Annotated in this window: 19 protein-coding genes; 7 read left to right on the forward strand and 12 right to left on the reverse strand. The window is 52.9% G+C overall.

Annotated elements, in window-relative coordinates; genetic code table 11:
* Positions 1-46: 46 nt before the first annotated feature.
* The 6 genes from BUC02_RS08490 to BUC02_RS08515 all read right to left on the reverse strand — a co-directional run bounded on the left by BUC02_RS08490 (position 47) and on the right by BUC02_RS08515 (position 8,214).
* Positions 47-1,207 (reverse strand): sodium ion-translocating decarboxylase subunit beta, encoded by a 1,161-nt coding sequence (locus tag BUC02_RS08490; RefSeq protein ID WP_073056321.1) that lies wholly within the window; start codon positions 1,205-1,207, stop codon positions 47-49.
* Positions 1,208-1,220: 13 nt separating this feature from the next.
* On the reverse strand, positions 1,221-1,580 hold the full coding sequence (locus tag BUC02_RS08495) for a biotin/lipoyl-containing protein (RefSeq protein WP_073321322.1): 360 nt from the start codon (positions 1,578-1,580) through the stop codon (positions 1,221-1,223).
* A 47-nt stretch (positions 1,581-1,627) separates the two neighbouring features.
* Complete coding sequence (locus BUC02_RS08500) at positions 1,628-2,476, reverse strand: hypothetical protein (protein ID WP_073321326.1); 849 nt, start codon at positions 2,474-2,476, stop codon at positions 1,628-1,630.
* A gap of 92 nt (positions 2,477-2,568) precedes the next feature.
* Positions 2,569-4,179, reverse strand: a complete 1,611-nt coding sequence (locus BUC02_RS08505; protein WP_139261081.1) for a histidine phosphatase family protein — start codon at positions 4,177-4,179, stop codon at positions 2,569-2,571.
* A 7-nt stretch (positions 4,180-4,186) separates the two neighbouring features.
* Positions 4,187-6,586 carry a histidine phosphatase family protein gene (locus tag BUC02_RS08510; RefSeq protein ID WP_073321332.1) on the reverse strand — a complete coding sequence of 800 codons (2,400 nt, stop codon included), beginning with the start codon at positions 6,584-6,586 and terminating at the stop codon, positions 4,187-4,189.
* A 140-nt stretch (positions 6,587-6,726) separates the two neighbouring features.
* Positions 6,727-8,214, reverse strand: coding sequence for an acetyl-CoA hydrolase/transferase C-terminal domain-containing protein (locus BUC02_RS08515; protein ID WP_073321335.1), 1,488 nt, complete (start codon positions 8,212-8,214; stop codon positions 6,727-6,729).
* Positions 8,215-8,403: 189 nt separating this feature from the next.
* Here BUC02_RS08515 and BUC02_RS08520 point away from each other — a divergent pair, with 189 nt between their 5' ends.
* Positions 8,404-8,814: a GtrA family protein gene (locus tag BUC02_RS08520; RefSeq protein WP_073321338.1), complete on the forward strand. Its 411-nt coding sequence runs from the start codon at positions 8,404-8,406 to the stop codon at positions 8,812-8,814.
* Positions 8,815-9,077: 263 nt separating this feature from the next.
* On the opposite strand, the gene BUC02_RS16670 is transcribed toward BUC02_RS08520, so the two are convergent.
* Positions 9,078-11,444 (reverse strand): OmpA family protein, encoded by a 2,367-nt coding sequence (locus tag BUC02_RS16670; protein ID WP_073321341.1) that lies wholly within the window; start codon positions 11,442-11,444, stop codon positions 9,078-9,080.
* 150 nt (positions 11,445-11,594) lie between these two features.
* Between BUC02_RS16670 and BUC02_RS08530 the strand changes: the two genes are divergently transcribed.
* The 4 genes from BUC02_RS08530 (at position 11,595) to BUC02_RS08545 (ending at position 17,778) form a co-directional block, all read left to right on the forward strand.
* Entirely contained in the window at positions 11,595-12,344 is a 750-nt protein-coding gene (locus BUC02_RS08530) for an ABC transporter ATP-binding protein (protein ID WP_073321344.1), read from the forward strand.
* Positions 12,345-12,496: 152 nt separating this feature from the next.
* Positions 12,497-13,702, forward strand: a complete 1,206-nt coding sequence (locus tag BUC02_RS08535) for an ABC transporter permease (RefSeq protein ID WP_073321347.1) — start codon at positions 12,497-12,499, stop codon at positions 13,700-13,702.
* An 87-nt stretch (positions 13,703-13,789) separates the two neighbouring features.
* A complete protein-coding gene (locus BUC02_RS08540; protein ID WP_083564513.1) occupies positions 13,790-16,987 on the forward strand; it encodes a glycoside hydrolase family 9 protein in 3,198 nt (1,065 codons plus the stop codon).
* A 161-nt stretch (positions 16,988-17,148) separates the two neighbouring features.
* Positions 17,149-17,778, forward strand: a complete 630-nt coding sequence (locus BUC02_RS08545) for a bifunctional 4-hydroxy-2-oxoglutarate aldolase/2-dehydro-3-deoxy-phosphogluconate aldolase (RefSeq protein ID WP_073321352.1) — start codon at positions 17,149-17,151, stop codon at positions 17,776-17,778.
* A gap of 240 nt (positions 17,779-18,018) precedes the next feature.
* Here the strand turns inward: BUC02_RS08545 and BUC02_RS08550 are convergent, their stop codons facing one another.
* Both BUC02_RS08550 and BUC02_RS08555 read right to left on the reverse strand, forming a co-directional pair.
* On the reverse strand, positions 18,019-18,882 hold the full coding sequence (locus tag BUC02_RS08550) for a GGDEF domain-containing response regulator (RefSeq protein ID WP_073321755.1): 864 nt from the start codon (positions 18,880-18,882) through the stop codon (positions 18,019-18,021).
* Between the two features lie 63 nt (positions 18,883-18,945).
* A complete protein-coding gene (locus BUC02_RS08555; RefSeq protein ID WP_073321355.1) occupies positions 18,946-19,761 on the reverse strand; it encodes a menaquinone biosynthetic enzyme MqnA/MqnD family protein in 816 nt (271 codons plus the stop codon).
* An 86-nt stretch (positions 19,762-19,847) separates the two neighbouring features.
* On the opposite strand from BUC02_RS08555, the gene BUC02_RS08560 reads away from it, so the two are divergent.
* A complete protein-coding gene (locus BUC02_RS08560) occupies positions 19,848-20,138 on the forward strand; it encodes a hypothetical protein (protein ID WP_072798334.1) in 291 nt (96 codons plus the stop codon).
* A 35-nt stretch (positions 20,139-20,173) separates the two neighbouring features.
* Entirely contained in the window at positions 20,174-21,247 is a 1,074-nt protein-coding gene (locus tag BUC02_RS08565; protein WP_073321358.1) for a glycoside hydrolase family 5 protein, read from the forward strand.
* Between the two features lie 108 nt (positions 21,248-21,355).
* Here BUC02_RS08565 and BUC02_RS08570 read toward each other — a convergent pair whose 3' ends face one another.
* The 3 genes from BUC02_RS08570 to hprK all read right to left on the reverse strand — a co-directional run bounded on the left by BUC02_RS08570 (position 21,356) and on the right by hprK (position 23,852).
* A complete protein-coding gene (locus BUC02_RS08570; RefSeq protein WP_073321360.1) occupies positions 21,356-21,826 on the reverse strand; it encodes a TraR/DksA family transcriptional regulator in 471 nt (156 codons plus the stop codon).
* 84 nt (positions 21,827-21,910) lie between these two features.
* Entirely contained in the window at positions 21,911-22,828 is a 918-nt protein-coding gene (locus BUC02_RS08575) for an MlaD family protein (RefSeq protein WP_073321363.1), read from the reverse strand.
* Positions 22,821-23,852, reverse strand: coding sequence for an HPr(Ser) kinase/phosphatase (hprK, locus tag BUC02_RS08580; protein ID WP_073321366.1), 1,032 nt, complete (start codon positions 23,850-23,852; stop codon positions 22,821-22,823). Before hprK ends, BUC02_RS08575 begins: the two co-directional genes overlap by 8 nt.
* Positions 23,853-23,856 lie beyond the last annotated feature (4 nt).

Consider the following 23,856-nt stretch of genomic DNA (forward strand, 5'->3'; position numbering starts at 1 on the left):
CTTCGACTCCACGCCTTACGGCGTTTCGCTCAGGATGACACTCTGACTACGAGAGTCTGGAAATCATGTAACCGGCGCAGACTGCGGTACCGATCACGCCGGCCACGTTCGGGCCCATGGCGTGCATCAAGAGGAAGTTCTGCGGGTCATACTTGGCACCTTCCACCTGGGAAACACGGGCAGCCATCGGCACGGCGGACACGCCAGCAGAACCGATGAGCGGGTTCACAGGGTTGTTGGGAGTGCACTTATTCATGATCTTGGCAAGGAAGAGGCCTGCAGCGGTCGAGAAACCGAAGGCCACCACACCCATAGCGATAATCATGAGAGTCTGCGGACGGAGGAAGATGTCGGCAGACATCGTGAGACCCACGGAAGTACCGAGGAAGATAGTCACGATATTCATGAGTTCGTTGGAAGAGGTCTTCACCAGGCGTTCGACAACGCCGGCTTCCTTGAAGATGTTACCGAGCATGAGCATGATGATAAGAGCAGAAGCATCGGGCACCACGAGGATGCACACGATCATCACCATCACGGCAAACACGATGCGTTCAGCCTTGGACACCTTGCGCAGAGCCTTCATACGGATCTTGCGTTCCTTGTCGTTGGTCATGAGGCGCATGATAGGCGGCTGGATCAGCGGAACGAGGGCCATGTAAGTGTAAGCTGCCACGGCGATAGGTCCGATGAGGTGCTTTGCTAGTTTGTTTGCAGTAAAGATGGAGGTCGGACCGTCGGCACCGCCGATGATACCGATAGAGGCTGCTTCACCGAGAGTAAAGCCACCGAATGCCACGGCGCAGAACATGGTCGCAAACACGCCGAACTGAGCGCCACCGCCGAGGAGCAGTGTACGCGGGTTAGCGATAAGCGGTCCGAAGTCCGTCATGGCACCCACGCCCAAGAAGATGATGGGCGGGAAGAGTTCCAGGTGGATACCCTGGCTGATGTAGTAATAGAGACCGGCCGTCGGGGTAAACATACCTTCGATGCTCCAGCCACCATCGTAGAATCCCGCACTCGGGATGTTCACCGCCAGTGCGCCGAGCGAAATCGGCAAGAGCAGCAGCGGCTCGTACTTTTTGACAATCGCCAAGTACATCAGGACGAAACTCACGATCCACATCACGATCATCGAAGGGGTGACGTATGCGAATCCGGTGTCGCCTGCGAACTCAACGACCGAATTTAAAAGAGAACTCATTTATCTGTACCTCTTAGGCGATGGTCATGAGAGTCTGGCCGTCGACGACAGTGTCGGTTTCCTTGACGGCAATGGAGTTCACGGTGCCGGCGCACGGAGCGACGACCGGGTTTTCCATCTTGAGAGCTTCGATGATAGCCACTTCCTGGTTGGCAGCAACGGTGTCGCCGACCTTGACCTTCAGTTTGAACACGGAGCCAGCGAGCGGGCTCTTGACTTCGGTGCCACCGGCAACAGCAGGAGCGGCGGCAGGAGCCGGAGCGGCAGCGGGGGCTGCAGCAGGAGCGGCGGCAACGGCGGCATTGGAATCAAGAACTTCTACTTCGACATCGTAGGTCTTGCCTTCGAAACTGATACGGACGGTTTTCTTCATTTTGATATTTCCTGGCTTAAAAGCCTGTTGAGTTTTAAAAGTTTACCTTACTTGACGATCGTCCAAGCAGGAGAGTTGATGTTTCTGTAAGCAGTCACGCGGCAGGGCTGACCGATAGCCTGGGTCGCCGCTGCGGTCACGAGGGCGAGGAACTGGTCGTTGCTCATGCCCGGGTGTTCTTCGAGGGCTGCCACGGCGGCAATGCCGAGGAAAGCCTGGAGCTGCTTGTTGGTGAAGCCCGGATGGACGCTCTTTGCGTTCGGATCCCAGTCGCAGTGGGCAGGACCGATGGTCTTGGGTGCTGCAGCGGCGGGAGCGGCGGCCGGGGCAGCCTTAACTGCAGGTGCCGGAGCCTTGTCCTTGTTGAGGCCGAGCTTGGCCATGATGAAGTTCATGAGGTAGCAGAGCACCGTGAGGCCCACGATAACCACCATCACCACGATAAGACCGGTTGCCTGGAATTCGATCAGGGAGCCGATACCGAAGGTGTCGGAGTCGCCCTTACAACCCTGTTCGGTCGAAAATTCGCCCTTGCAGTAGGTCGAGCCCAGCTTGGCCTTGGCGATGGGCAACACCTTGTGGCCGCCGGCGTTTTCGATAGAATCGCGAACGTCGCGTGCAAGGACTGCCTGATCGTAGGTCTTATAGAGAACCGAATGGTTACCAGCGTGGGTTTCCACGATCTTGTAAACCATGTCGTCATTCATACCCGGCATAGAAAGCTGCTCCTGAACCTGGGCGGCATCGGAGGGGAGCATGAGTCCGAGCTGTTCGTCGAACTTGCCCTTCACCTTTGCTTCAGGTTGCGGTGCAACGAGAGCCGGCTGCTGCACATCCTGGGCCGGAGCGGCGGGAGCCACCTGAGCTTCGGGTGCATTGGTCTGTGTTTCGTTCATATTGGATTCAATCCATTCTTTTGGGTTTCTGTTTTGTAAAAATCAGCGGTGAAAATTTAGAAAAAGCGGCGCTTGGTTAGTGCCGCCGAAAGCTACATCACCCCGGTTTCGAGGCCTTTTACGGGAATATATCGCACCGAGCCGTCCGCGGAGATAATCATGGCCACGCCGGCCATGTAATTCACCCATTTCCATTTTTCGTAAAAACGCACATTCGCGTGCCCGTTCGTTACATAGGCAAGCAGCGGGACCACCAGATAGTCATGCGTAACCAGGAAGTTCACCCGCTTCATTTTGCCCAAATTCGCCAAAATTTCATTCTGCAGCAATTCTTCGCTTCGCGTTTCCAAATCATAGAACACATCCGGGTAAGCCCCTAAAAAGGCATACTTGGAACACACGACCCAGCCGCCGCCATCGGAGTTCGAATAGCTTTCAAATTTCAAGCTGTCTTTCATGTACCAATCGCCATCGAGCCCGGCAAGCACTTCTAAATCGTATTTCGACTGACCATAACCCGCGGCAATGTTTTCGCAGGTTTCCTGAGTGCGGGTGTAACCCGAATAGCCGAAGTAGAATTTTTCCTGATTCACGGCAGCAAGGCGCTTTCCCAAATCCTGGGCGTACTTTTTTCCGTTGTCAGTCAAGTGGCCCTTTGCGCCTGTCTCGCCGGTGCGTTCACTGTGGCGGATAATGAACACGGCCTTTTCGTCGGCAGCCAAGTTCGCATAGACTTCGACCAAGTCGGTAAAGCCATCGGCCTCTTGCGGGGTAGCAAGTCGCCAGGCGCCTGTATCGAAAATGTAATAGTTGTCATGGATGACGCGGCCTTCGCGGATTTCCTTGTCGTATTCGCCCGGGCCAAAGCCTACCGTATCTTTTTCCATAGGTTGCGCAAGGCGCCACTGGAATCCATTCGCATCGCAAATAAAGCGTACCGCCGAATGGTCCGACGTTTCATAATCATTTGCAAAATAAGCGCTCTGGCCCTGGTTCACATGAACGACCGTTCCTGCATTTGCATCGGTGCAAGGTTCAAAGGCGTAAGCGAGCGGAATAAAGCCGCGCATGTAACTTTCGAAGTTCGGTACGTTCCCGCCGTAGGCCGACGTTACGTTGTTCCGAATTTCGCCGTAGCGCCAGTTGCTATCGAGCCCTACAATCCAGTCGGCGACCTGGATTTTCCAGTTAGGGTCATTCCATACGCCATCGCCCTTCAGGTCTTCGCCCAAAGAGCCAATAAAATTCTGCGATTCTTCTTTACTCAAGCGGTTCTGCATCATTGCCGCAATGGCAAGCAGCACGGCGTTAGAATCCATCGCATACTGCAGGGAATCTACACCAAAGGCCGCAAGCGTTTCGTACTTCGCGCGTTCCACGGCAGAATCTAACGGAACATGGTTCATCAAGTGCTGCTCTACACGGGGGCGCGCCAAAAGATCCACTATATGGGCCACCTTGACCGAATCGGTAGAATCAGCCGCGGCGATACGTTCTTCTAGAATTTCAAAGACATAGAGCGGCGCATCAATCGGTTCGACCACTTGAACCGCCTGAGTATCGGGCTTTACCTCTGCTGGGTCCCCGTTTGCAGATTCGCCACCATTTGCAACACCGCCATTATTTTCTGCACTGCATCCAAACAAGAACAGGGCTGCTGCCAGGGCAGCACCCAAACATTCCACACACCATTTTTTTCTCATACGCGACCTACATCGTCATGGTTCCGGAATCTAGTCCCCTCACCGGAACATAACGAATGGTTCCGTCTTTCCCCATGATGATTGCAAGGCCCGCAAGGTAGTTGATCCATTGCTTGGTATCAAAGTAGCGCAGGTTCACCTTCTTGTCGGTGAAGTACGCCGTCAGCGGAACCACAAACATGTCGTGCGAAATGAACACACCCACTTTTTTCACGTTCGCAAATTCAGGCTTGATAATTTCGGTAATAAAGTTTTCGCTGTAATTTTGAAGGTCGTAGAACGCATCAGAGTACGAGCCCTTGTACGCATATTCAGAAGCCACGACCCAGCCGCCGCCATTGTTGCTCTTGTACTGTTCGAGTTTGCTGTTGTCCTTCACGTACCATTCGCCATCAAGCGCTTCAATCGTATTTTCAGAATAGCTAGCCCCGGCACCCTTAGCAATATTTTCACAGGTTTCCATGCTTCGAGTGTAGGTCGAGTTTGCAAAATAAATGTCTTCGCCCTTCAGCTTGGCGCCCACATCCTGCGACTGGGTCTTACCGTCATCGGTCAAATGCCCCTTCTTGCCGGTATCGTCGCTACGCTTGGCATGGCGCAAGAAGAAGATGACCTTTTCGCCCGGCTGCAGGCTCTTGTACACGTCTTCGAGATCTTCGAATTCCTGGATGTCGTCACTTGTAGCGACACGCCACTTCTTGGTTGCGTCATCGTAGACATAATACTTTTCTTTATCGACACGGCCGTTCTTGATTTGGCCCGGGTATTCGCCCTTGCCGTAGCCGTAGGTGTCTTTTTCGACAGCGGTAGCGGCGCGCCATTCATGCGTTTGGGCATCGCAAATAAAGCGAACCGTCGGGCCAGGCTGATCGTAGCCACCCCCGCAAAAATAGGCACTCAAGCTGTTCGTAATGCACTTGACCGTATCGGCATTGTGAGTTCCGCAATCGCCAAAGTTATAGGCCCTGGACCAGAAGCGCTTCAAGTGCTTTTCAAAGGCCGGCACCTCGCCCATATTCCAGCTGGCAATGTTGTTGCGAATCGTCGCGTAAGAACCGCTGGTATCGAGCACCATGAGCCAGTCGGCAAGGTCTGCCTTGGCGTTGTTGTCGTCCCAGTTGCCGTTACCCTTAATGCGGTCAGCAATGCCTGCGGCATAAGAAGTCATCTCGGAGCCCGAGCCCTTGCGCTGCATCATGATAGAAATAGCAAGCAAGGCGCCACTGTATTCGTCGCCGTCAAAGAGTCCAATATCTTCGGCAAAACGGCCATCGGTCGTGAGCTGCTGCTGTTGCTGTCCACCAAAATTCCAGCCGCCAAAGCCGCCACCGGTGCTGCCGGAGCCGGAAGACTTGTCCCACTGGATTTCGAAACTCGAAAGAATTTCGCGCAGCGCCTGAGCCTTGACCTTACGGATCGGCTGGTTGTTGCCGCTGTTTTCTACAAGCTTGAGCACGCGACCCGCTTCCATGTGGGTCAGAATATTCACATTCACCGTATCTTTTTCAGTCACGTCGACCACGGCTTCGAGTGTCACCGGCTTGGGAGAAAGTCCGCCCGTCAGTTCACTGCGGTAATAACCGTTCGCCTTCACGCGCAAATAGGGCGACACGTAGTCTACGCTATCAAAGCTGTAGTTGCCATCGCCATTCAAAATACAAGTCTTGTGGGTACGCTTGGAATCAGCCAGATGTTGCGTACTGTCAAGCTCGATCAGCTTAATGGATGTACCGTAGCGGAACGGCCCTTTTTCAGCGACACCCACCAAGTGTGCGCCCACTATACGCGGTTCAGCCGTATCGACAGCGGCCGTATTAACGGAGTTACCTCCGCCAAAGTTTCCCCAAGGCGAGGTGCTTCCGCCCGTGCTCGAGCCACTGTCATCTTCGTCTTCGGCTCCCGTGTACATCTTGCCATCGCGGCAAGAAATACCCGTACTCTGGGAGACTTCTTCAGAAGGAACCCACTCACCCGCTAGGCAGAAATACAGAATATTTTCGCTCTTGACCAAGAAGGATTCACCCTCGCTCTGGGCGGTACATTCCGGCAAGGCTTCCACATCGACCACGGCTGTGGTGTCTTCAATAACCGGTTCTTCAACACCAATAACGGGCCCTGTCGAAGAACTAGATGTCGTTGATCCGGGTTCGCCCGGTTTATCCGGGTCTGCCGCACTCGAAATCGGGCGGCCTAAAGAATCTTTCTGCACAACGCCACTGGAACGCTTTTCCCAGCGGGAACCGCTTGAACGACCTCTGTGGCCATCGCCATCATCATCGTCATCACCGTATTCGTCTCCAATTTCGTCAGGGTCAACTTCCTCGTTCGAAGAAGACGAACTACCGGAACACGCCTGCATAGAGAAGGCGAACCATACAGAGACTATAATCCAAAACAGGCGATTCATTCGTCGATCCTAAAAACTATTCGCAATATAATAAGAAACTACTTTCTTTTCAACGAAAAAGCCAATAGAATCTGCCAATCGCCCCCACCTGCGCGAGGGCAAAGCGTCTAATCACGGAAAAACTGCAAAAACGGAACTTTTTAGCGCATTTTCCCGGTTTCGAGGAACCTCGAATGCATTTCGAAAGCCCTTTCCAAGGCCAGGGGCATGTGCAAGCCCTTCGCATGTTTGAGGCTATATTCCAAGAAATCGGTGAGCGGTTCGCGGAAATCCGGGTGCGCGCAATTCTTGATAATCAAGCGGGCGCGTTCTTCGGCAGCAAGCCCACGCAAGTCGGCAAGACCCTGTTCCGTCACGAAAATCATGGTATCGTGATCCGTCTGGTCCACATGGCTCACGTAAGGCACAATCGAACTGATGGCGCCGTCCTTGGCGACCGAGGGCGTCAAGAAAATGCCAAGGTAACAGTTGCGGGCAAAGTCTGCCGCGCCACCGATTCCGTTCATCATGGCAGAGCCCGTAACAAGGCTGCTGTTCACGTTACCGAAGATGTCGGCTTCGAGCGCCGTGTTCATCGAAATCACACCCACGCGGCGAATCACGTCGGGACTGTTGCTCACTTCTTGCTGGCGAAGTACCAAATGCTTTTTCCATTCGGCGGCGTTTTCCACAAATTCTTTCTGTGCGTTTTCAGACAAAGTAAGAGCCGTGCCCGAAGCGACGCCGAGTTTGCCCTTCTTTAAAAGCGGGAACACAGCTTCTTGAATGACTTCGGTATAAAGGTCGATTGTTCCAAGGCGACTATCGTCGGACATGGCGCTAAGGACTGCGTTTGCCACCTTGCCTACGCCGCTCTGGAAGGCCATTCCCTTGGGGAGGCGGCCTTTGCTTTCTTCATGGCAAATAAAATCCAAAATGCGTTCGCCGATGTTTCTGGAGACGGCATCGGGTTCTACGAACGGATTCACTTCGTCGAGGCGAGATGTTTCGACAACGGCAATCACCTTGCTCGGGTCAATTTTCACGAATTCAGAACCCACACGGTCGCCGGCGCTATAGATGGGGAGCGGTTTTGCATGCGGCGGAAGTTCCGGGAGCGCGGTATCGTGAATTCCCATGAAGGAATCGCCCAGGCGCGTATTCAATTCCAGAATGATCTTGGGCGCCATCTCAAGGTAGGTCACCGAGTTTCCGCCCGAGGTCGAAAGGCATACGCGACCGTCGCTCAATATGGCCGAGACTTCGATGATCGCGACCGTCGGCGCAGGCACAGCGCCCGTACGCACCAGGTAGCCCATCTTGCCGAGGTGGGCATCGATATACTTGATTTGACCCGCGTTAATCGCCTTGCGCAAGCTCGGATTGCTCTGGTAAGGCATTCTAAGCGACACCGCCTGCGCCCGGGCTAAAGCCCCGTCGCAGCTGTCGCCAGTCGACGCGCCCGAAAAAAGCGTCACCTTGAAAGGCTTACCCTCGGCATGCAACTTTTCGGCACGTGCAGCCAAAGCCGTCGGAACCTCTTTGGGGTAACCCGCCAAGGTAAAACCGGACACTCCCAACACATCACCATCGTTAATCATTGCCGCGGCATCGACCGCCGAGCACTTTTTAGAATCAAACCAATTCATACGATAAAATTAGATAAAAAGACATCTTAGTTCAGAATTCGGAATTCAGAATTCAGAGATTTTATCATTTCCGAATTCCGAAATCCGAAATTCAGAGATTTTGTCACTTCCGAATTCGAAATTCAAAATTCAGAGATTTTGTCACTTCCGAATTCCGAAATCCGAAATCCGAATTGTATATTTTTCCACGTGAAGCATTTTATCAAATACAACTTGATTGGCGTCATGAACACGCTCATTACCCTCGCCTCGGTCTGGATAATGCACCAGATGCTCGACTGGAACCTGGAACTTTCGAATTTTCTCGGGTTCATTTTCGGCGCCATCAACAGCTACTTGATGAACCGCATCTGGAATTTCAAGAGCCATAACAAAAAACGCACCGAAGTCATCCGATTCATTATCGTGTTCCTTGCGGCCTACGCCTTGAACTTTGTCACGCTCGAAGCCTCCGTCTACGTTTTGAACACCGCCTGGTGCAAACCGTTTACCGACTTCATTTCGCAATTCATGAAACCCGGCTTTTTTGCAAACATTGTCGCGAACGGCGTGTACGTCGTTGCAAGCTTTACGCTGTATAAGAAGTGGGTGTTTAGGTAATTCGGAATTCAGAGTTCAGAGTTCGGAGTTACGATAATTCGGAATTCAGAGTTCGGAGTTCGGAGTTACGATAATTCGGAATTCAGAGTTCGGAGTTGAGATAATTCAGAATTCGGAGTTCAGAGTTCGGAGTTGTGATAATTCAGAATTCGGAGTTAAAGGAAATTTTAATTTCGGTGTTGGTTTTATTCATACAAAAAAAGGGTGCCTTTGCGGCGACCCTTTTTTTGCAGCGGAGCTGCACTTTTTTTCAAGAATTCCGATTAGAACGGTACGAGTTCAACACGGCGGTTCTTGGAGCGGCCCTTCTTCGTCTTGTTGTCGGCAATCGGCTTGTCGGAGCCGAAGCCCACGGCGCGAACGCGGTCAGAAGAAATACCGTTCTGGATGAAGTAATCCACCACCACCTGGGCACGATCCTGAGAAATCTGCTTGTTGGTTTCTTCGGAGCCCGTATTGTCGGTATGACCCTGGACTTCGATGTTAGCGGTGCTGAACTTCTTCATGAGCTTCACGATGTTGTTCAGGGTCTTGTAACTTGCCTTGGTGAGCTTCTTGGAGCCACTCTGGAAGTTAATACCCTTCTTCAACTGTTCCAAGTCTTCAGCCTTGTTGAGCGGGCAACCCTTCTTGTCGATACGCACGCCTTCGAGGGTGTTCGGGCACTTATCGAGGAAGTCAGCCACGCCGTCCTTGTCGCTGTCGACCGGGCAGCCAGCGGTGTCAACGGCAGCACCCTTCGGAGTATCCGGGCACTTGTCAAGACCGTCGTAAACACCATCCTTGTCAGCGTCAGCAGCGCAACCCAGAGAATCAACAGGCACGCCCTGCTGAGTATTCGGGCACTGGTCAATACCATCAGGCACGCCGTCCTTGTCGAAGTCGAGCGGGCAACCGGTATTGTCAACATTCAAGCCGGCCTTCGTATCCGGGCACTTGTCGAGAGCGTCAGGCACGCCATCCTTGTCGGCGTCAGCCGGGCAACCCGTAGAATCAACAGCCACGCCCTGCTTGGTGTTCGGGCACTGGTCCTTGGCATCCGGAATACCGTCGCCATCGAAGTCGCCTTCGCAACCTTCAGCATTCACCTGGGCCCCTTCGCTGGTGTTCGGGCACTTGTCCATAGCATCGGGCACGCCATCCTTGTCGGCGTCAGCCGGGCAGCCGAGGGTGTCAACAGCGAGGCCAGCAGCAGTGTTCGGGCACTTGTCGAATGCGTCGGCAACGCCGTCCTTGTCAGCATCAGCCGGACAACCCGTTTCGTCGACCGGAAGACCCGCAGGCGTATTTTCGCACTTGTCGAGACCGTCGTACACGCCGTCCTTGTCGGTATCCTGCGGGCAACCGACAGAGTCAGTCTTCACGCCTTCGGCGGTGTTCGGGCACTTGTCGAGAGCATCAGGAACGCCATCCTTGTCGAAGTCCGGTTCGCAACCGAGAGAATCAACGCTTGCGCCACCGCGAGTGTTCGGGCACTTGTCAAGGCCATCAAAAATGCCATCCTTGTCGGAATCCTGCGGGCAACCGAGGCTATCAACCACTGCGCCGGCCGGAGTCTTTTCGCACTGGTCCTTGGCATCCGGTACGCCATCGCCATCGCCGTCGGTCTGCACATCCTTGACGTTGCCGCCAAAGCGCCAGGTGAGGGCTGCAGTCACAGCGACAGTCGGGGTCGGAGCATAGCCGTAGCTAACCGGGCCAGTCGTGTTGTCGTGATGGATGGTGTGTTCCCTGACATTCTTCATTTCTTCGTCAATGTCGTAACCGAGGTTAGCAAGAGTGCGGAAGGCAATGTCTGCACCCAAAGCGAAGTCGATGTGCCACGGCAGATGGAAACGGAAACCTGGAGTCAGGAGCATCGGGTCGTCCATCGGGTCGCGACGGTATGAACCTTCTTCGATACGCATTTCGCCGGAGTATTCAACGAAGATGTCCATCCAGTCGGTCGGCATCACGTTCAAGCCCGTGCCATAAACCAAGGTATTGGTTCCCTTGTCGGCATAAACGAAGCTTGCATGGGTGTTCCACAAGACCGGTACACCAAGTGCGCCGAAGTTCAAGGAGAGCACCACGGTTCCAGCATAGTTAAATCCACCAGAGGTATACGGGTTGGTATTGCCACCATCGTCATTCAAGTACCAGGCATGACGCGGACGGACGCCCACGTTTTCATCACCGGTCGGGAAATAGACATCACCCTGGATAGCGAGGCCAAAGAAGCTCTTGGAGTCACCAATGAGGCCGGCCTTCAACCAAACGTTCAGGTCGCCACGGCTAGCTTTCCAGAGATCGCCTTCGCCATCGCCCTTCAAGTTGGCATGGTCATAGTACAGCGGGAGAGCCACACCGAGGTCGATGAAATCCTTCAGACCAATTGCAGCGTGAACATTACCGCTAAGAGAACCTGCATTCCTATGGAACAAGCGTTCCTGCGAACCCTGATTGACCACGCCGCCACGGGACTGGGACCAAGAGTCCGTAGAGATATCGCCGCCCGTACCGAGTTCGATACCCCACTGACCCAACGTGTAAGCGTTGTGTTGATGTATACCGGAAGTTCCACCCTGAAGCCCGGACTGGGCAAAGGCAAGACCGCCAGCGACTAGTGACAAAGCAATGATTTTTTTCATTGTATCCCTCGCATGTCTTTATTACATTTTGTCCTCAATGTAGTATTTTTGCTATAGCAGGGCCCAATGTGACGCCGCTCACACCCGAAAACGCGTACAAAATTTGCGCAATGCAACCAAAAGTTTATATTAGGCATCAAAATAGCGCTTATGAACCCGATTTTATCCATACAAAATATCCGCCGTGACTTTAAAATGGGCGAAGAAACGGTCCACGCGCTGCGTGGAGTTTCTTTTGACATCTATCCCGGTGAATTCGTGACCATCATGGGTACCAGCGGTTCGGGCAAGTCGACCATGCTGAACATTCTGGGTTGCATGGACAAACCGACCTCCGGACAGTACATTCTGGACGGGGAACACACCGAAAAACTGAAGCGCGATGCCCTCGCCCGCATCCGCAGCCAGAAACTTGGATTCGTGTTCCAGAGTTACAACTTGCTCAGCCGTACCACGGCCATCGAAAACGTAGAACTCCCGCTTTTGTACAATTCCAAAATTTCGGCAGCGGAACGCCACCGCCGCGCTATCGAGGCATTAAAGATGGTCGGACTCGAAAGCCGCATGAACCATTTGCCCAACCAGCTTTCGGGCGGCCAGCAACAGCGAGTCGCCATCGCCCGCGCGCTCGTAAATGACCCAGTGATTATCCTCGCCGACGAAGCCACCGGAAACCTGGACACGCGCACCAGTTACGAAATCATGATGATTTTCCAGGAGCTGAACCGCCAAGGAAAAACCATCGCCTTCGTGACGCATGAACCCGACATCGCGACCTTTAGCGGGCGCACCATTACACTACGCGACGGCCTCCTTAAAAAAGACGTCAAGAACGAAACCGTGCAAGACGCCAAAGCCGCCTTCGAAGCGCTCCCTCCCCCGGAGGAGTTTGAGGAATGAGGTCGCACCTACGGTGCTTTGAGCAACGAGGTCGCGCTTTGCGCTCTGAGCATTTCAAAAAAGAGCCCCATACCTCAAAGGGAGCGTAGCGACCGACCTCACACCTCATACCTAACCACTTCCTACTGTCTACTTCTAACTTCCTACTGTCTATGTCCCCACTAACTCTCATAAAAATTTCCCTCCGCGCCTTGTTGCGTAACCGCATGCGCACCTTCCTTTCGGTGCTCGGCATCGTGATCGGTGTCGCGGCAGTCATCACCATGGTCGCCATGGGCGAAGGTTCCAAAAAATCGATCAAGGAACAGATGACCGCCATGGGCACGAACGCCATCATCATCATGCCGAACCGCGACCGTCGCGGCGGCGTGCAGATGGAATCCACCGAATCGCTCGAAGAAGCCGACGTCATCGCTATCCGCGAAAACGCCACCTACATTAACGGAGTCTCGCCCATGATAACCGTAGGCGGGCAGGCCATTGTAGGCAACAACAACTCCCCCACGGCCTTGAGCGGCGTATCGGCCGACTACCTGAAAATCCGCAACTACGAAATCGAAGACGGCGTCATGTTCGACGACCAGGCAGACCGCATGGCCAAAGTCTGCGTGATTGGCCAAACTGTCGTGAAAAACCTGTTCCCCGAAGGCGACCCCATCGGCAAAACTATCCGCTACAAGAGCATTCCGCTCAAGGTCATCGGTACCCTAAAGGCGAAAGGCTCCGGCGATTTCGGGCAAGACAACGACGACGTGATTTTTACACCCTACCAGACGGTGATGAAGCGATTCAACGCCACCACGAACATCCGCCAGATTTACGCGAATTCTATTGGCGAGGGCTACGCGGCGCAAGCCACCGAAGAAATCATGGGAATCCTCAAAGAACGCCGCAGCTGGACAAAGCCCACCGACCCCTTCCGCGTTTTTACCCAAGAAGAAATGATCCAGATGGTCACCAGTACCTCGGACATGCTCTCGCTGGTGCTGACCGCGATTGCAGGAATTAGTTTGTTTGTAGGCGGCATCGGTATCATGAACATTATGTACGTGTCGGTGACCGAACGCACCAAGGAAATCGGCCTGCGTATGGCTATCGGTGCACGCGGCCGCGACATTCTGTTGCAGTTCCTTTTTGAATCGGTCATCATCAGCCTGCTTGGCGGCGCCATCGGGATCGCCCTTGGCATTGCCGCTTCCGAGACGGTCAAGATTGCCATGAACTGGCCCATGAGCGTGTCCATCACGAGCGTTATCGTGAGCTTTGGCGTATGTTTTGCTACTGGCGTGTTCTTTGGATGGTACCCGGCCCGTAAGGCTAGTCGCCTGGACCCCATCGAAGCGCTACGATTCGAATAATATGTAATACAGGTCACAAAAAACTTACATTTTACTTGCAAAAAAAACGAGGGATGCTATATTTCTTCCGTATAACCGGAGAATGATATGCATCTTAAAAAGTCGACAGGGGTTATAGCCTCTACCTTGGCCGCTCTTTCTGCATCTGCAGCTTTTGCCGCTACCACGCCATACGACCTGATTCGCCCGACCTGGCCCTTGAGCTGGGACGCGAAGGTGTTCGAAAACTTTGACACGACGGTCACCAAGAAGATTGGCGTTCTGAATATTCCCGCAACGCCCGCAAGCTTTAAGGCGGGGGCGATGATGCCCGACACCCTGGACCAGGCCTACTTTGATGCCATCAACACCAAGATTTCGCCGATCCGCGTGAACCAGGCGGGCTACCTCAAGAGCGACACGGAACGCCAGTTCTACTTCGTAGGCAGCAAGGCAACTGAATTCGAAATCGTGGATGCAGACGGCAAGTCGCTCAGCACCAAGATAACCGGAACATTCACCGCAACCGAAACGGCCACCAAGAGCGACTGGACCATTATTGCTGGTACAGATGCCGCTACAAACGACCTGAAGCGTTACAAGGTCGAAATCACCGGACCTGAAGGCAATATCTTTGTCGGCAAAATCCCGCAGAACGTACCTACCGAAAAGCGCCTGCGCATCAAGGTCGGTGACGAAGTTTCCAGCACCTTCATTGTGAGCGACGACGTTTACACCATGGCAAAGGATGCCACGCTCAAGTTCTTCGGAATCCAGCGCAGCGGCAACTCCGAATCCTGGTTCCATGGTCCGAGCCATACCAAAGACGGCGGCGGCGCGATTACTACGGCAGGAGATACTACCTCTTCCTTTGACGCATCTAGGGCAGGTTCCCTTGCTGGTGGCTGGTACGATTGCGGCGATCACCTGAAGGAATCGCAGACCATGGCGTACGCCTTCATGACCCTTGCCGTGATGCATGCTACCAACCCCGGTAAAGACGTGGACCACTACGATTACAATCAGGGTGAATTTGTCAAGACCGACGGCGTGCCCGATGTCTTGCGCGAGGCCAAGCATGGTGCTGACTTCTTCCTGAAAGCGTACGAATTTGCAAAGGGCGTCGTTGACGACATGCCCGTTTCCGTGGGCAGCTTCGGCAGTGATCACGGCTGGTGGGGACGCCCCGAAGCTCAGGATTACGTGAATGCCAAACATCGCGGAGGTCCTACCGAACGCACGGTCCGACTTGGCGAACTCGGCTCCAACATCTCGAGTGATATTGCCGCGGGTCTCGCCATTCTCTCCAAGGACTACGCCAAGTACGACAAGAAATTTGCAGACAGTTGCTTGGTGGTTGCCGAAAAGATGTACGCCTTTGCCAAGGACTTGGCCCAAGGCAAGACTTTCAAGAACAACAAGGCTTTCTTCGATACTCCCGCCTACAACAACAACCACGAATACCTTGATGACTTGGCGCTTGCCTCGGTGGCCCTCCTTTACGCTACAGGCAAGAAGGATTACGCCGACGATATGATCCGCACGACGGAACTTTTCAAAGGTCAACGAATCATCGACGGCGCAGGCTTCTTTGGTGGCGGTTGGTTCGCTGCCGATGCGAGTGGCATGCTTAAAAACCCAAAGAACACCAACTGGGCAAACGCCCATAGTTTCGCGCTGTACGCTCTGTACAAGTTAATTCTTGCCGACAAGACCAAGGCGACATCTGAATATGGACTTACCGAAGATGAACGTCTCGCGGCCATCGAAGACTGCCTTGCCGACATGATTGCCAACCTTGGCGATGTAAGCGGCACAGGGACCGGTTCCATCGTTCTTCCCAAAGGGGACATCAGCTGGACACAAAACACCGTCAGCTACAATCCCACTTGGTACACCATGTTTACCGACCAGAAATGGAATTTCAACCATTATCAAGCCGGAAACATCTTTGAAGTTTTGGCATACGCCGACGTGGCCGCCGATATCGAAAAGCAGGGCGTCACGCTTCCGGCCATGGCAAGTACGGGCCTCAAGGCAAGCGAAATGCGCCAGCTCGGCATCAACCAGCTGAACTACATGCTCGGCGTGAATCCGTGGGACGTTTCGTTCGTATACGGCATTGGCGATAAGAACGACGCCCACCCGCATCACCGTGCTTCTAACCCCGAAGGTAAGAACACTCCGGGTTTTAACTACAAGTATAATTGCCCCGTAGGAGCCCTTTTTGGTGGGACTGTTCCTGGCGATTCAAGCTCGTTGGTTCCAGAAAACGAAACGAGTTGGAAAGACTGGGAAAAATCAGAAACTTGCCTTTATTCCTCCGCAACACTTCTTTCGGCCCTTACCTTTGTAAGCAACGGCGGCAACGACTACTACGAAAAGAAGTGCGACAACTGCAAGACCACGGAAACCTCACCCTTCTCCAACGAAGTTTACGCAACGGCATACCATTATTTCTGGACCGACAGCACGGATTATTTCAGCATCAACTTCTATAACGAAACCCTTGAAGATGCTGACAGCGTTGTAGCCTACATTTACTTTGATGCAACCGAAGAAGATGTTGACGCTTGCGGAGCTATGTTCCTTGTTGACATCTGTCGAGCATACGACATGGACATGGGAGGATTCGACAAGCCTTGTTCTGACGCAATAACAACAATGACAAAGAACATGAGTACACCGAAAAAGGTCGACGACACCTACAACAAAGACAAAAAGACCTACACCTGGGAGCAGGCCATCAGCATCGGCACCATCGGCCTTGGCGGCAGGCTTCGTCTTGACATCGGAATTTCTTCTGGAACCAAGGTCGATGGCAAATGCGAAGTACTTCTCACGCCCTCCAAGGTCAAGGTCACTGACAGTTGGAGTTTTACCGCCCACTCCGAAACCAAGGACGCCCCGGCTTACGACGGCGCTCCCGAATGGGACAAGGATCAGGGCGATATTCAGCAGGCACCTCAAGATCCGTACATCGTTATCCGCAGCAAGGGCAAACTCCTGTGGGGTTACGGTCCGGGCAACACCACCAGCGACCGCGTAGGCTTTGTTGCGCCGAAGACAACCATTGCCAAGGCTCGCATGCAGGTGAACAAGAGCAAGCTCTATGTGCTAGCAAGTGCACAGGGCTCCAAGACCGTGAAGATCTTTGACATGCTCGGCAACCAGCTGATGGCCCAGGACTTCTACGGAACCCGCGCCGAAGTGAACCTCGCCAAGCTTCCGCACCGCGGCGCCCTGATTGCAAGAGTCGTACAAAACGGCAAGACGCTTGCAACCCAAAGCATCAAGGTGAAATAATTCGGAGTTCGGAACTAAAAGAATCAGCGCCCGAAAGGGCGCTTTTCTTTTACATTTTTATTTTACAGTCTACTGCCTACTGTCTACTTCCTACTGTCTACTTCCTACCGTCTACTTCCTACCGTCTACTGTCTACTGCCTACTTTTACTATACTATAGGCATGGAACTGCTAGAATTTTTACAACCGATGCCGGTCGTGGGCATTCTCCGCGACATTCCCCGTGGTGCAGAAGAAGCTTGCGTCAAGACCGCCGTTGAATGCGGACTCAAGGCAATCGAAGTCACCATGAACACCGCAAGCGCCGAATCGATTATTGCAGCCCTCAAGGCCGCGGCAAAGCCTCACGGCATTGCCGTAGGTGCAGGCACAGTCCGCCACGGCATCGATTTAGAGAAGGCCATTGCCGCTGGCGCCGAATTTATCGTGACGCCCAATACGCGCAACGAAATCATCCGCCTGTCTGCCACGGCTCGCATCCCGATTATTCCGGGCGCGCTGACACCCACCGAAGTGCAAAAGGCATTCGACCTGGGCGCCACCGCCGTAAAGATTTTCCCGGTAAACTGCGTGGGCGGGCCCGAATACATCAAGGCTCTCCGCGGGCCGTTCCGCGACATTCCACTGATGGCATGCGGCGGCGTGAACCCGGAGAACGCCGCAAGCTACTTGAAGGCCGGCGCAAACCTGCTTTCGTTCGGGGCAAGCATTTACGACCCGAAGCTTATGGCCGCAGGCGACTGGGCAACCATTGCCGAACGCCTGAAGAAACTTCTGAAGTCCATTCAATAGCTGATGCTGAACCAAGTTCAGCATGACTCAGGCACGAAAATCAAACAACAAAAAAATCCTGCTTTTAAGCAGGATTTTTTTAGATCCTTCGACTCGTTTCACTCTCCCCAAAGAGGATAACTCAACTTGAGAACTAAAGTTCTTAGTTTCGTATAGCTCAGGATGACACTCATACAATGTGGGATGTGTAATGTGTGATGTTTAATTACTCATTTCACATTTCTCATCTCACATCACTCATCACTTCTTACGCATTTCCTGTTTCATCTTGTACATGGAAACGTCGGCGCTGTGCAGCATGTCGTCAACTTCCTTGTAGTCTTCGCTGGAATGGGCAACGCCGTAAGCGAAGGACGCCTGCTTATCGACAATCTTGATTTCGGAAACAATCTTCTCCATGCGTTCTGCACAAACGAAGGCACCCTTTACATCTGTTTCGGGGCAAATGACCATGAATTCGTCGCCGCCCATTCTAAAGAGTTGGTCGGTTTCACGCAAGATATCCTTGATTGATGTCGAGACAGAGCGCAAAAGCAAGTCACCCGCCTGATGGCCATAGCGGTCGTTCGTTTCCTTCAGGCCATTCAAGTCAAAATAAATAATGGCGAACTGGGTTCCGTAACGCTTGGAACGCGAGAACCATTCGCGCAGCGAGAACATACCATGACGGCGGTTAAAGCAACCCGTCATGTCGTCGGTCAAAGAAATATCGCGGAGGTTGCGCAACGATCGGGCCAAGCGAATATGCACATTCACGCGGGCAAGCAAGATTTCGGCAATGGCACTCTTGCTCACAAAGTCCGACGCGCCCGCCTGGAAGCCCTTGGTCACGCTGTCGGAATCTTCGCGGTTCGTCAGGAATATCACCGGAAGGTCGTCAAGGGCATGGCGTTGGCGAATACGCAGGCAGACATCGAAGCCGTTCATCTTCGGCATGTTGATGTCCAAGAGTACCAAGTCCACCTTGTTTTCGCTCAAGTAATCCAGAGCGTCTTTTCCGGAATTGCAGCATTCAACGCTATAGCCGACACGTTGCAAGAGATCCTTGGTCTTGTCCAGGATATCTTCATTGTCGTCAACAACAAGAATTTTTTCTTCAACCATAGAAAAACCTCCCATTAAACAACCTTGGGATTCCCTTAAATTAATATTGTTTTTTGACTTTGTCTACAAAAACTCTAGGGTAGGCACCCGTTTAATAAGTCCCAAGGCGGCCGCATGCTCAAAAAACAGCGAAAGCGAGCGTTTGCGTTCATCGGTAAAGCTGTAATCCAGCGCCGAATAGTAGTTTTCTACGACCGTCCGCGGCAAATCGACGGGGTACCGGGCAAGCCAACGGTCAAGGCATTTCGAAGGGTTCTCGCGAAACCGTCCAATGCTTTCGCGAGTCGCCTGCAGGTAGCGGAGTAAAGTTTGTTCTAAACCAGGTTCGAGAGCGCTCTTTGCAATAATCCATGCGCCAAAGACAAACGGCACGTGTTGCCAGTCCTGCCAAAGCGCGCCCAGGTCGTAATCGTAAGCAAAGCGGTGGCGTTCGTTTTCTTCGAGCGCCTGGTCACCAATCAGCAAGCACGCGTCATCGCTTGCGGCGTAAGGCGCGGACTTGTATTCGGGCGAAAGACCGAACCGTTCTTGCAGCAAGATTTTGAGCAGGTTGATAGACGTCATGCTTTGCGCCGTAAGGCACACCGTCTTGTGTGACAAATCTTCAATAGGCACCTTGGAGAAAAGCTTTACCGAGCGGACCTCGAACGAACACGAGGTACAAATATCAGGAGCAAGCACAAAGGCTCCCGGCTTTTGCGCAAACGTAATCGACGACGCCGGAGACAAATGGATTGACCCATTCTTAAGCCCTGCACAATGCGCACTCGGAGGGCCATCCACAAATTCCACGTCGCTAAATTCAGACTCTCGTCCAAGGAAGTCATGAAAAAACGGCGCACAGACCAAAAAAGGGATTCGTCCAACTCGTAAAGCCATGTAAAAAAGTTAATTTTTCACCACGACCTACAACAGGGTCGAAAAATAAAATAACCAAAGAATAACCGAAAAATGGCTAAGGTATAATGGCTGTATTTCATGTAAAGAAGACCTCGCTCGGCGACGACCAGACGTCTCTGGTGTTCAAGGGCAAGATTGTTGAAGGCCCAATTAGCAAGGGCATGACTGTGGAAATCCCCGTCACACAAGAGGCGGTGGTAAGAATGAAGATTTTTGATGTCGTCCTGTTCGAAAAGCAGAAGGACGAATCGAAGAAGGTCGGCCTGGTTGTTGATTTCAAGGATCTTCCGGATGACATGGAAGTGATCATGAGCTTGAACATCGCCGAAGAAGACCTGACAATTGTTAACGAGTAAGGCAATTCAGCCTTTTCGCACACAGGGATGATACAATGATCAATGAAAGACTGCGGGGAGTGAATTTGGGTGGATGGTTCAGTCAGGTAGACTGCATCCAGGAAAAAGATCCCGTAGGGTTTCCCGGGATCATTGAACACATCAAGACATTCCTTGGGGACAGCGATTTCAAGCGCATCCGCGGTGCGGGGTTCAACCACGTGCGCCTGCCGGTGGACTACTTCAACTTGTTCGACGAAGGAACGATCAAGCCTAAAGAAGAAGTTTTCGCTCTGCTGGACAAGGCCATCAAGGACATTCTGGCAAATGACCTGTACGTGATTCTTGACCTGCACAAGTGCCCGGGCCACGACTTTCACCTCGGCTCTTACCAGGAGCAGCCATTCTTTGTAAGTGCCGACGCCCGCAAGGATACCGCCAAGGTCTGGTCGTTTATGGCCGAACGTTACAGCGGCGAGTCCCGCGTGATGATGGAGCTCCTGAACGAGCCCGCTGCGGCCGACTCCCTGGTTTGGGACAAAGTAAAAGATGAAATTTTCTGGGCAATCCGCAAGCACGCTCCCAAGAACACGATCGTGGTCGGCAGCAACAAGTGGAACAGCGCCCACGAATTCAAGTACCTGACCCCGATGGACGACGACAACGCCATCTACAGCTTTCATACCTACACCCCGGTGACCTTTACGCACCAGGGTGCCGCCTGGATCAACGATCCGTTCTTCAAGATTGAACGCCCGTGGCCAGGCGACTACGCCGCTCCCGAGGCCGGTGCCACCACCCGCCTCAACGTGGAATTCGGCAAGTGGGACAAGGCTCGCCTGCAAGAAAGCATCCAGAACGCACTCGACTTCCGCGCAAAATACGACCTGCCCGTCGCCTGCAATGAATTCGGCGTATACGTGCAAGTCGCCCGCAAATACCAGCTCGCCTGGATGCGCGACTTCATGGAAATACTCCGCGACGCCGACGTGGGCTACAGCTACTGGAACTACAAGAACCTGGACTTCGGCCTTGTATCCAAGGGCGAATCGCTGCACCAGAACTTAAAGCAGTACGACAACGCCGACCGCCTCGACAGTGAACTCATGGAACTGCTCGCCAAGGGGTAAGCCCGAATTCAGAATTCGGATTTCGGAATTCGGAATTCGGAAAAAAAAGAATTGCACCCAAACAATGTTTGGGTGCTTTTTTAATAACTCTGAATTCCGAAATCCGAATTACTTTCCGGCGGTGCGCTTCTGCATTTCGCGGCGCTGGGCTTCGGCAAGCATACGCGCCATTTCAAGACGGCTGTCTTCCTTTTCCTTGCGCTTGGTTTCTTCCTTGCAGTTCACGCACTTGGTGGCCGTAGGCACGGCAATCAGGCGGGCCTTCGGAATCAGTTCGCCGCAAACCTTGCAAATACCGAAAGTCCCCTTCTTGATGCGCTTGAGAGCTTCTTCGAGGTAAACCAGATACTTGCCTTCGCGGGCAGCCAAGGAGAAGTTCGTTTCGAGAGCGTTATAGTCGGTTGCTAGGTCGGCACTGTTCGATTCGCCACCTTCACCCGCCTGCGCCTGATTCTTGAACGTTTCGGTCTTGTCAAAATCGGTCTGCGCCGTTACAATCTGCCTACGTTTTTCAATCAACATATCCTCAAAAAACTTGAGGTCAGCATCGCTCATTTTTACAGGTTTCTTTTCAGCCATGGTTTTCTCCTTGGTTGCGATTATACTCGTTTGTACCGATAAAGTGATAAATAACTTTTTTTTCGCGAAAAGGGTAAACTTTTTTTAGAAAATATCAATATTAATATTCAAACCGCTCTTTTTGATGTCATTCAGCAGGGCATCGACGTCCTGAAGCAGCTTATCCAACCCCTTGTTGAACGGGGAATCCGGACCAATAATCAAACCGGCGGTATTGTCGTCTTGCGTAAGTTTGCCCAAAACGGAGGTGGACTGTTCCTTGAGGGCCTTGACCGTTTCCAGCAGTTTGCGGGTACGGTCGACCAGGCTTCCCAGGTCGTGAACCTTGGCAGCACCGGTTTGGGCAATAGCCTCCAGGGCCGCCTGGGCATTACCCAGGCTGTGATCGCATTCATCCAGGAGCGAATCGACCTGAGTTTTCCAGCTGTTCACGTTCACCTTGGTCTTGCGGACAACGTTCTTGGCCTTTTTGGAAACGCGATCCAGCTGTTCGCCGGCCTGGCCGTTCGAAAGAGAATCCATGACCGAGCGGGCAGAATCCTTCAGTTCGGCAAGGTCCGCCATAATGGCGCCCACCTTTTTGCCAAAACCGCTCATACCCTGATCAAAATGACCAATCAGCGTATCTCCCTGGTGAACAAGTTCCTTGGAATCGCCCGTAAGCACGCACATTTCGCGTTCACCCATCAGGCCTGCGGTAATCAGGCGGAACTCGGAGTTCTTGGGAATGATTGTTTCCGCAAGGACTTCGACCGTCACAAAGACAGCATCGTCGGTCAGCTGCACCTTGGTAATCTGGCCGCACGGAATACCGCGCACCTTAACCAAGTTCCCCGGAGAAAGCGTACCGATAGCATCGTAAGACACCACGAAGGTATAACGTTCATGGAACGGACTAGACGGATGGAAAAAGAACCATGCCGCAGAACATGACGCCACGATAATGGCGAACACGATAAACGGAAAAAGGTTCTCTTTAATGCGTCTTGTGACCCTATTCATAGTAAGACCAGTTTTGATTGTCGAAATCTAACAAATCATCGACATACTCGCCCTTGGCCTTGGCCTTAATCTTTTGCATTAGGGACTCATTGAAGTCCTGAGCCACGTTCTGACCGTTATATTTCATCAAGGTATTCATGGCAATGACCTCGGAAATCACGGTCAGGTTCTTGCCAGGAGCCACAGGAATCACGACTTTGGGGATTCTGACCCCCATGACCTCTTCTTCCTGCTCGTTCAAGCCTGTGCGGTCGTAACCGCCGTCGCGCTGCCATTGTTGCAGTTCTACGATGGTTTCGATCTTTTTTGCCTTGCGGATGGCATGAATACCGAACATGGAGCGGATATCGAGGATGCCCACGCCGCGGATTTCCATGTGGTGCTTGATCAAGGGGTCCGGACGTCCGATAATGGCACGGCCCACGTTACTGATGTGGACCACGTCGTCGGCCACCATGCGGTGTCCGCTTTCCACGAGGTCCAGTACGCATTCGGACTTACCCACGTTGCTGTCGCCCACATAAAGCATACCGACGCCATAGACGTCGACCAGGCTTCCGTGAATAATGGCATGTGGAGCAAAGAATTCTTCAAGAATACGCTGGGCGATCTTGTTGAATTCATACGTGTGAAGCGTGGTCGAGAACAGCGGGATGTTCAAGCGGTCACACATGGCCTTGAGTTCGGGGTGCGGCATCTGCGAATGCGTTACCACCCACATCGGGGCCTTGAATACAGACAAATTCTCAAAGACTTTCGCACGGCCTTCGGGGCCAATCGATTCCAAGTAGTTCCATTCCGTGTGCCCGACTACCTGGATCTGCTGCGAACTGTAAACCTTGGTGTAACCTGCCATGGCAAGGCCCGGGCGGTGAATACCGCTTTCGGCAATAGGGGCGTCCAAAGCAGATTCCGGAGAATGGCAGGCCATTTGCAGGTCCCTGCCGTAATGCAAAAAAAAGTCCCGCACCAGGAGACGTTCCCGGTGCAGGATCTTTATGTCTTTTAATCTAGACTCAGCCACGATT

Origin of the sequence: Fibrobacter sp. UWOV1, assembly GCF_900142495.1 — a bacterium.
GTDB lineage: Bacteria > Fibrobacterota > Fibrobacteria > Fibrobacterales > Fibrobacteraceae > Fibrobacter.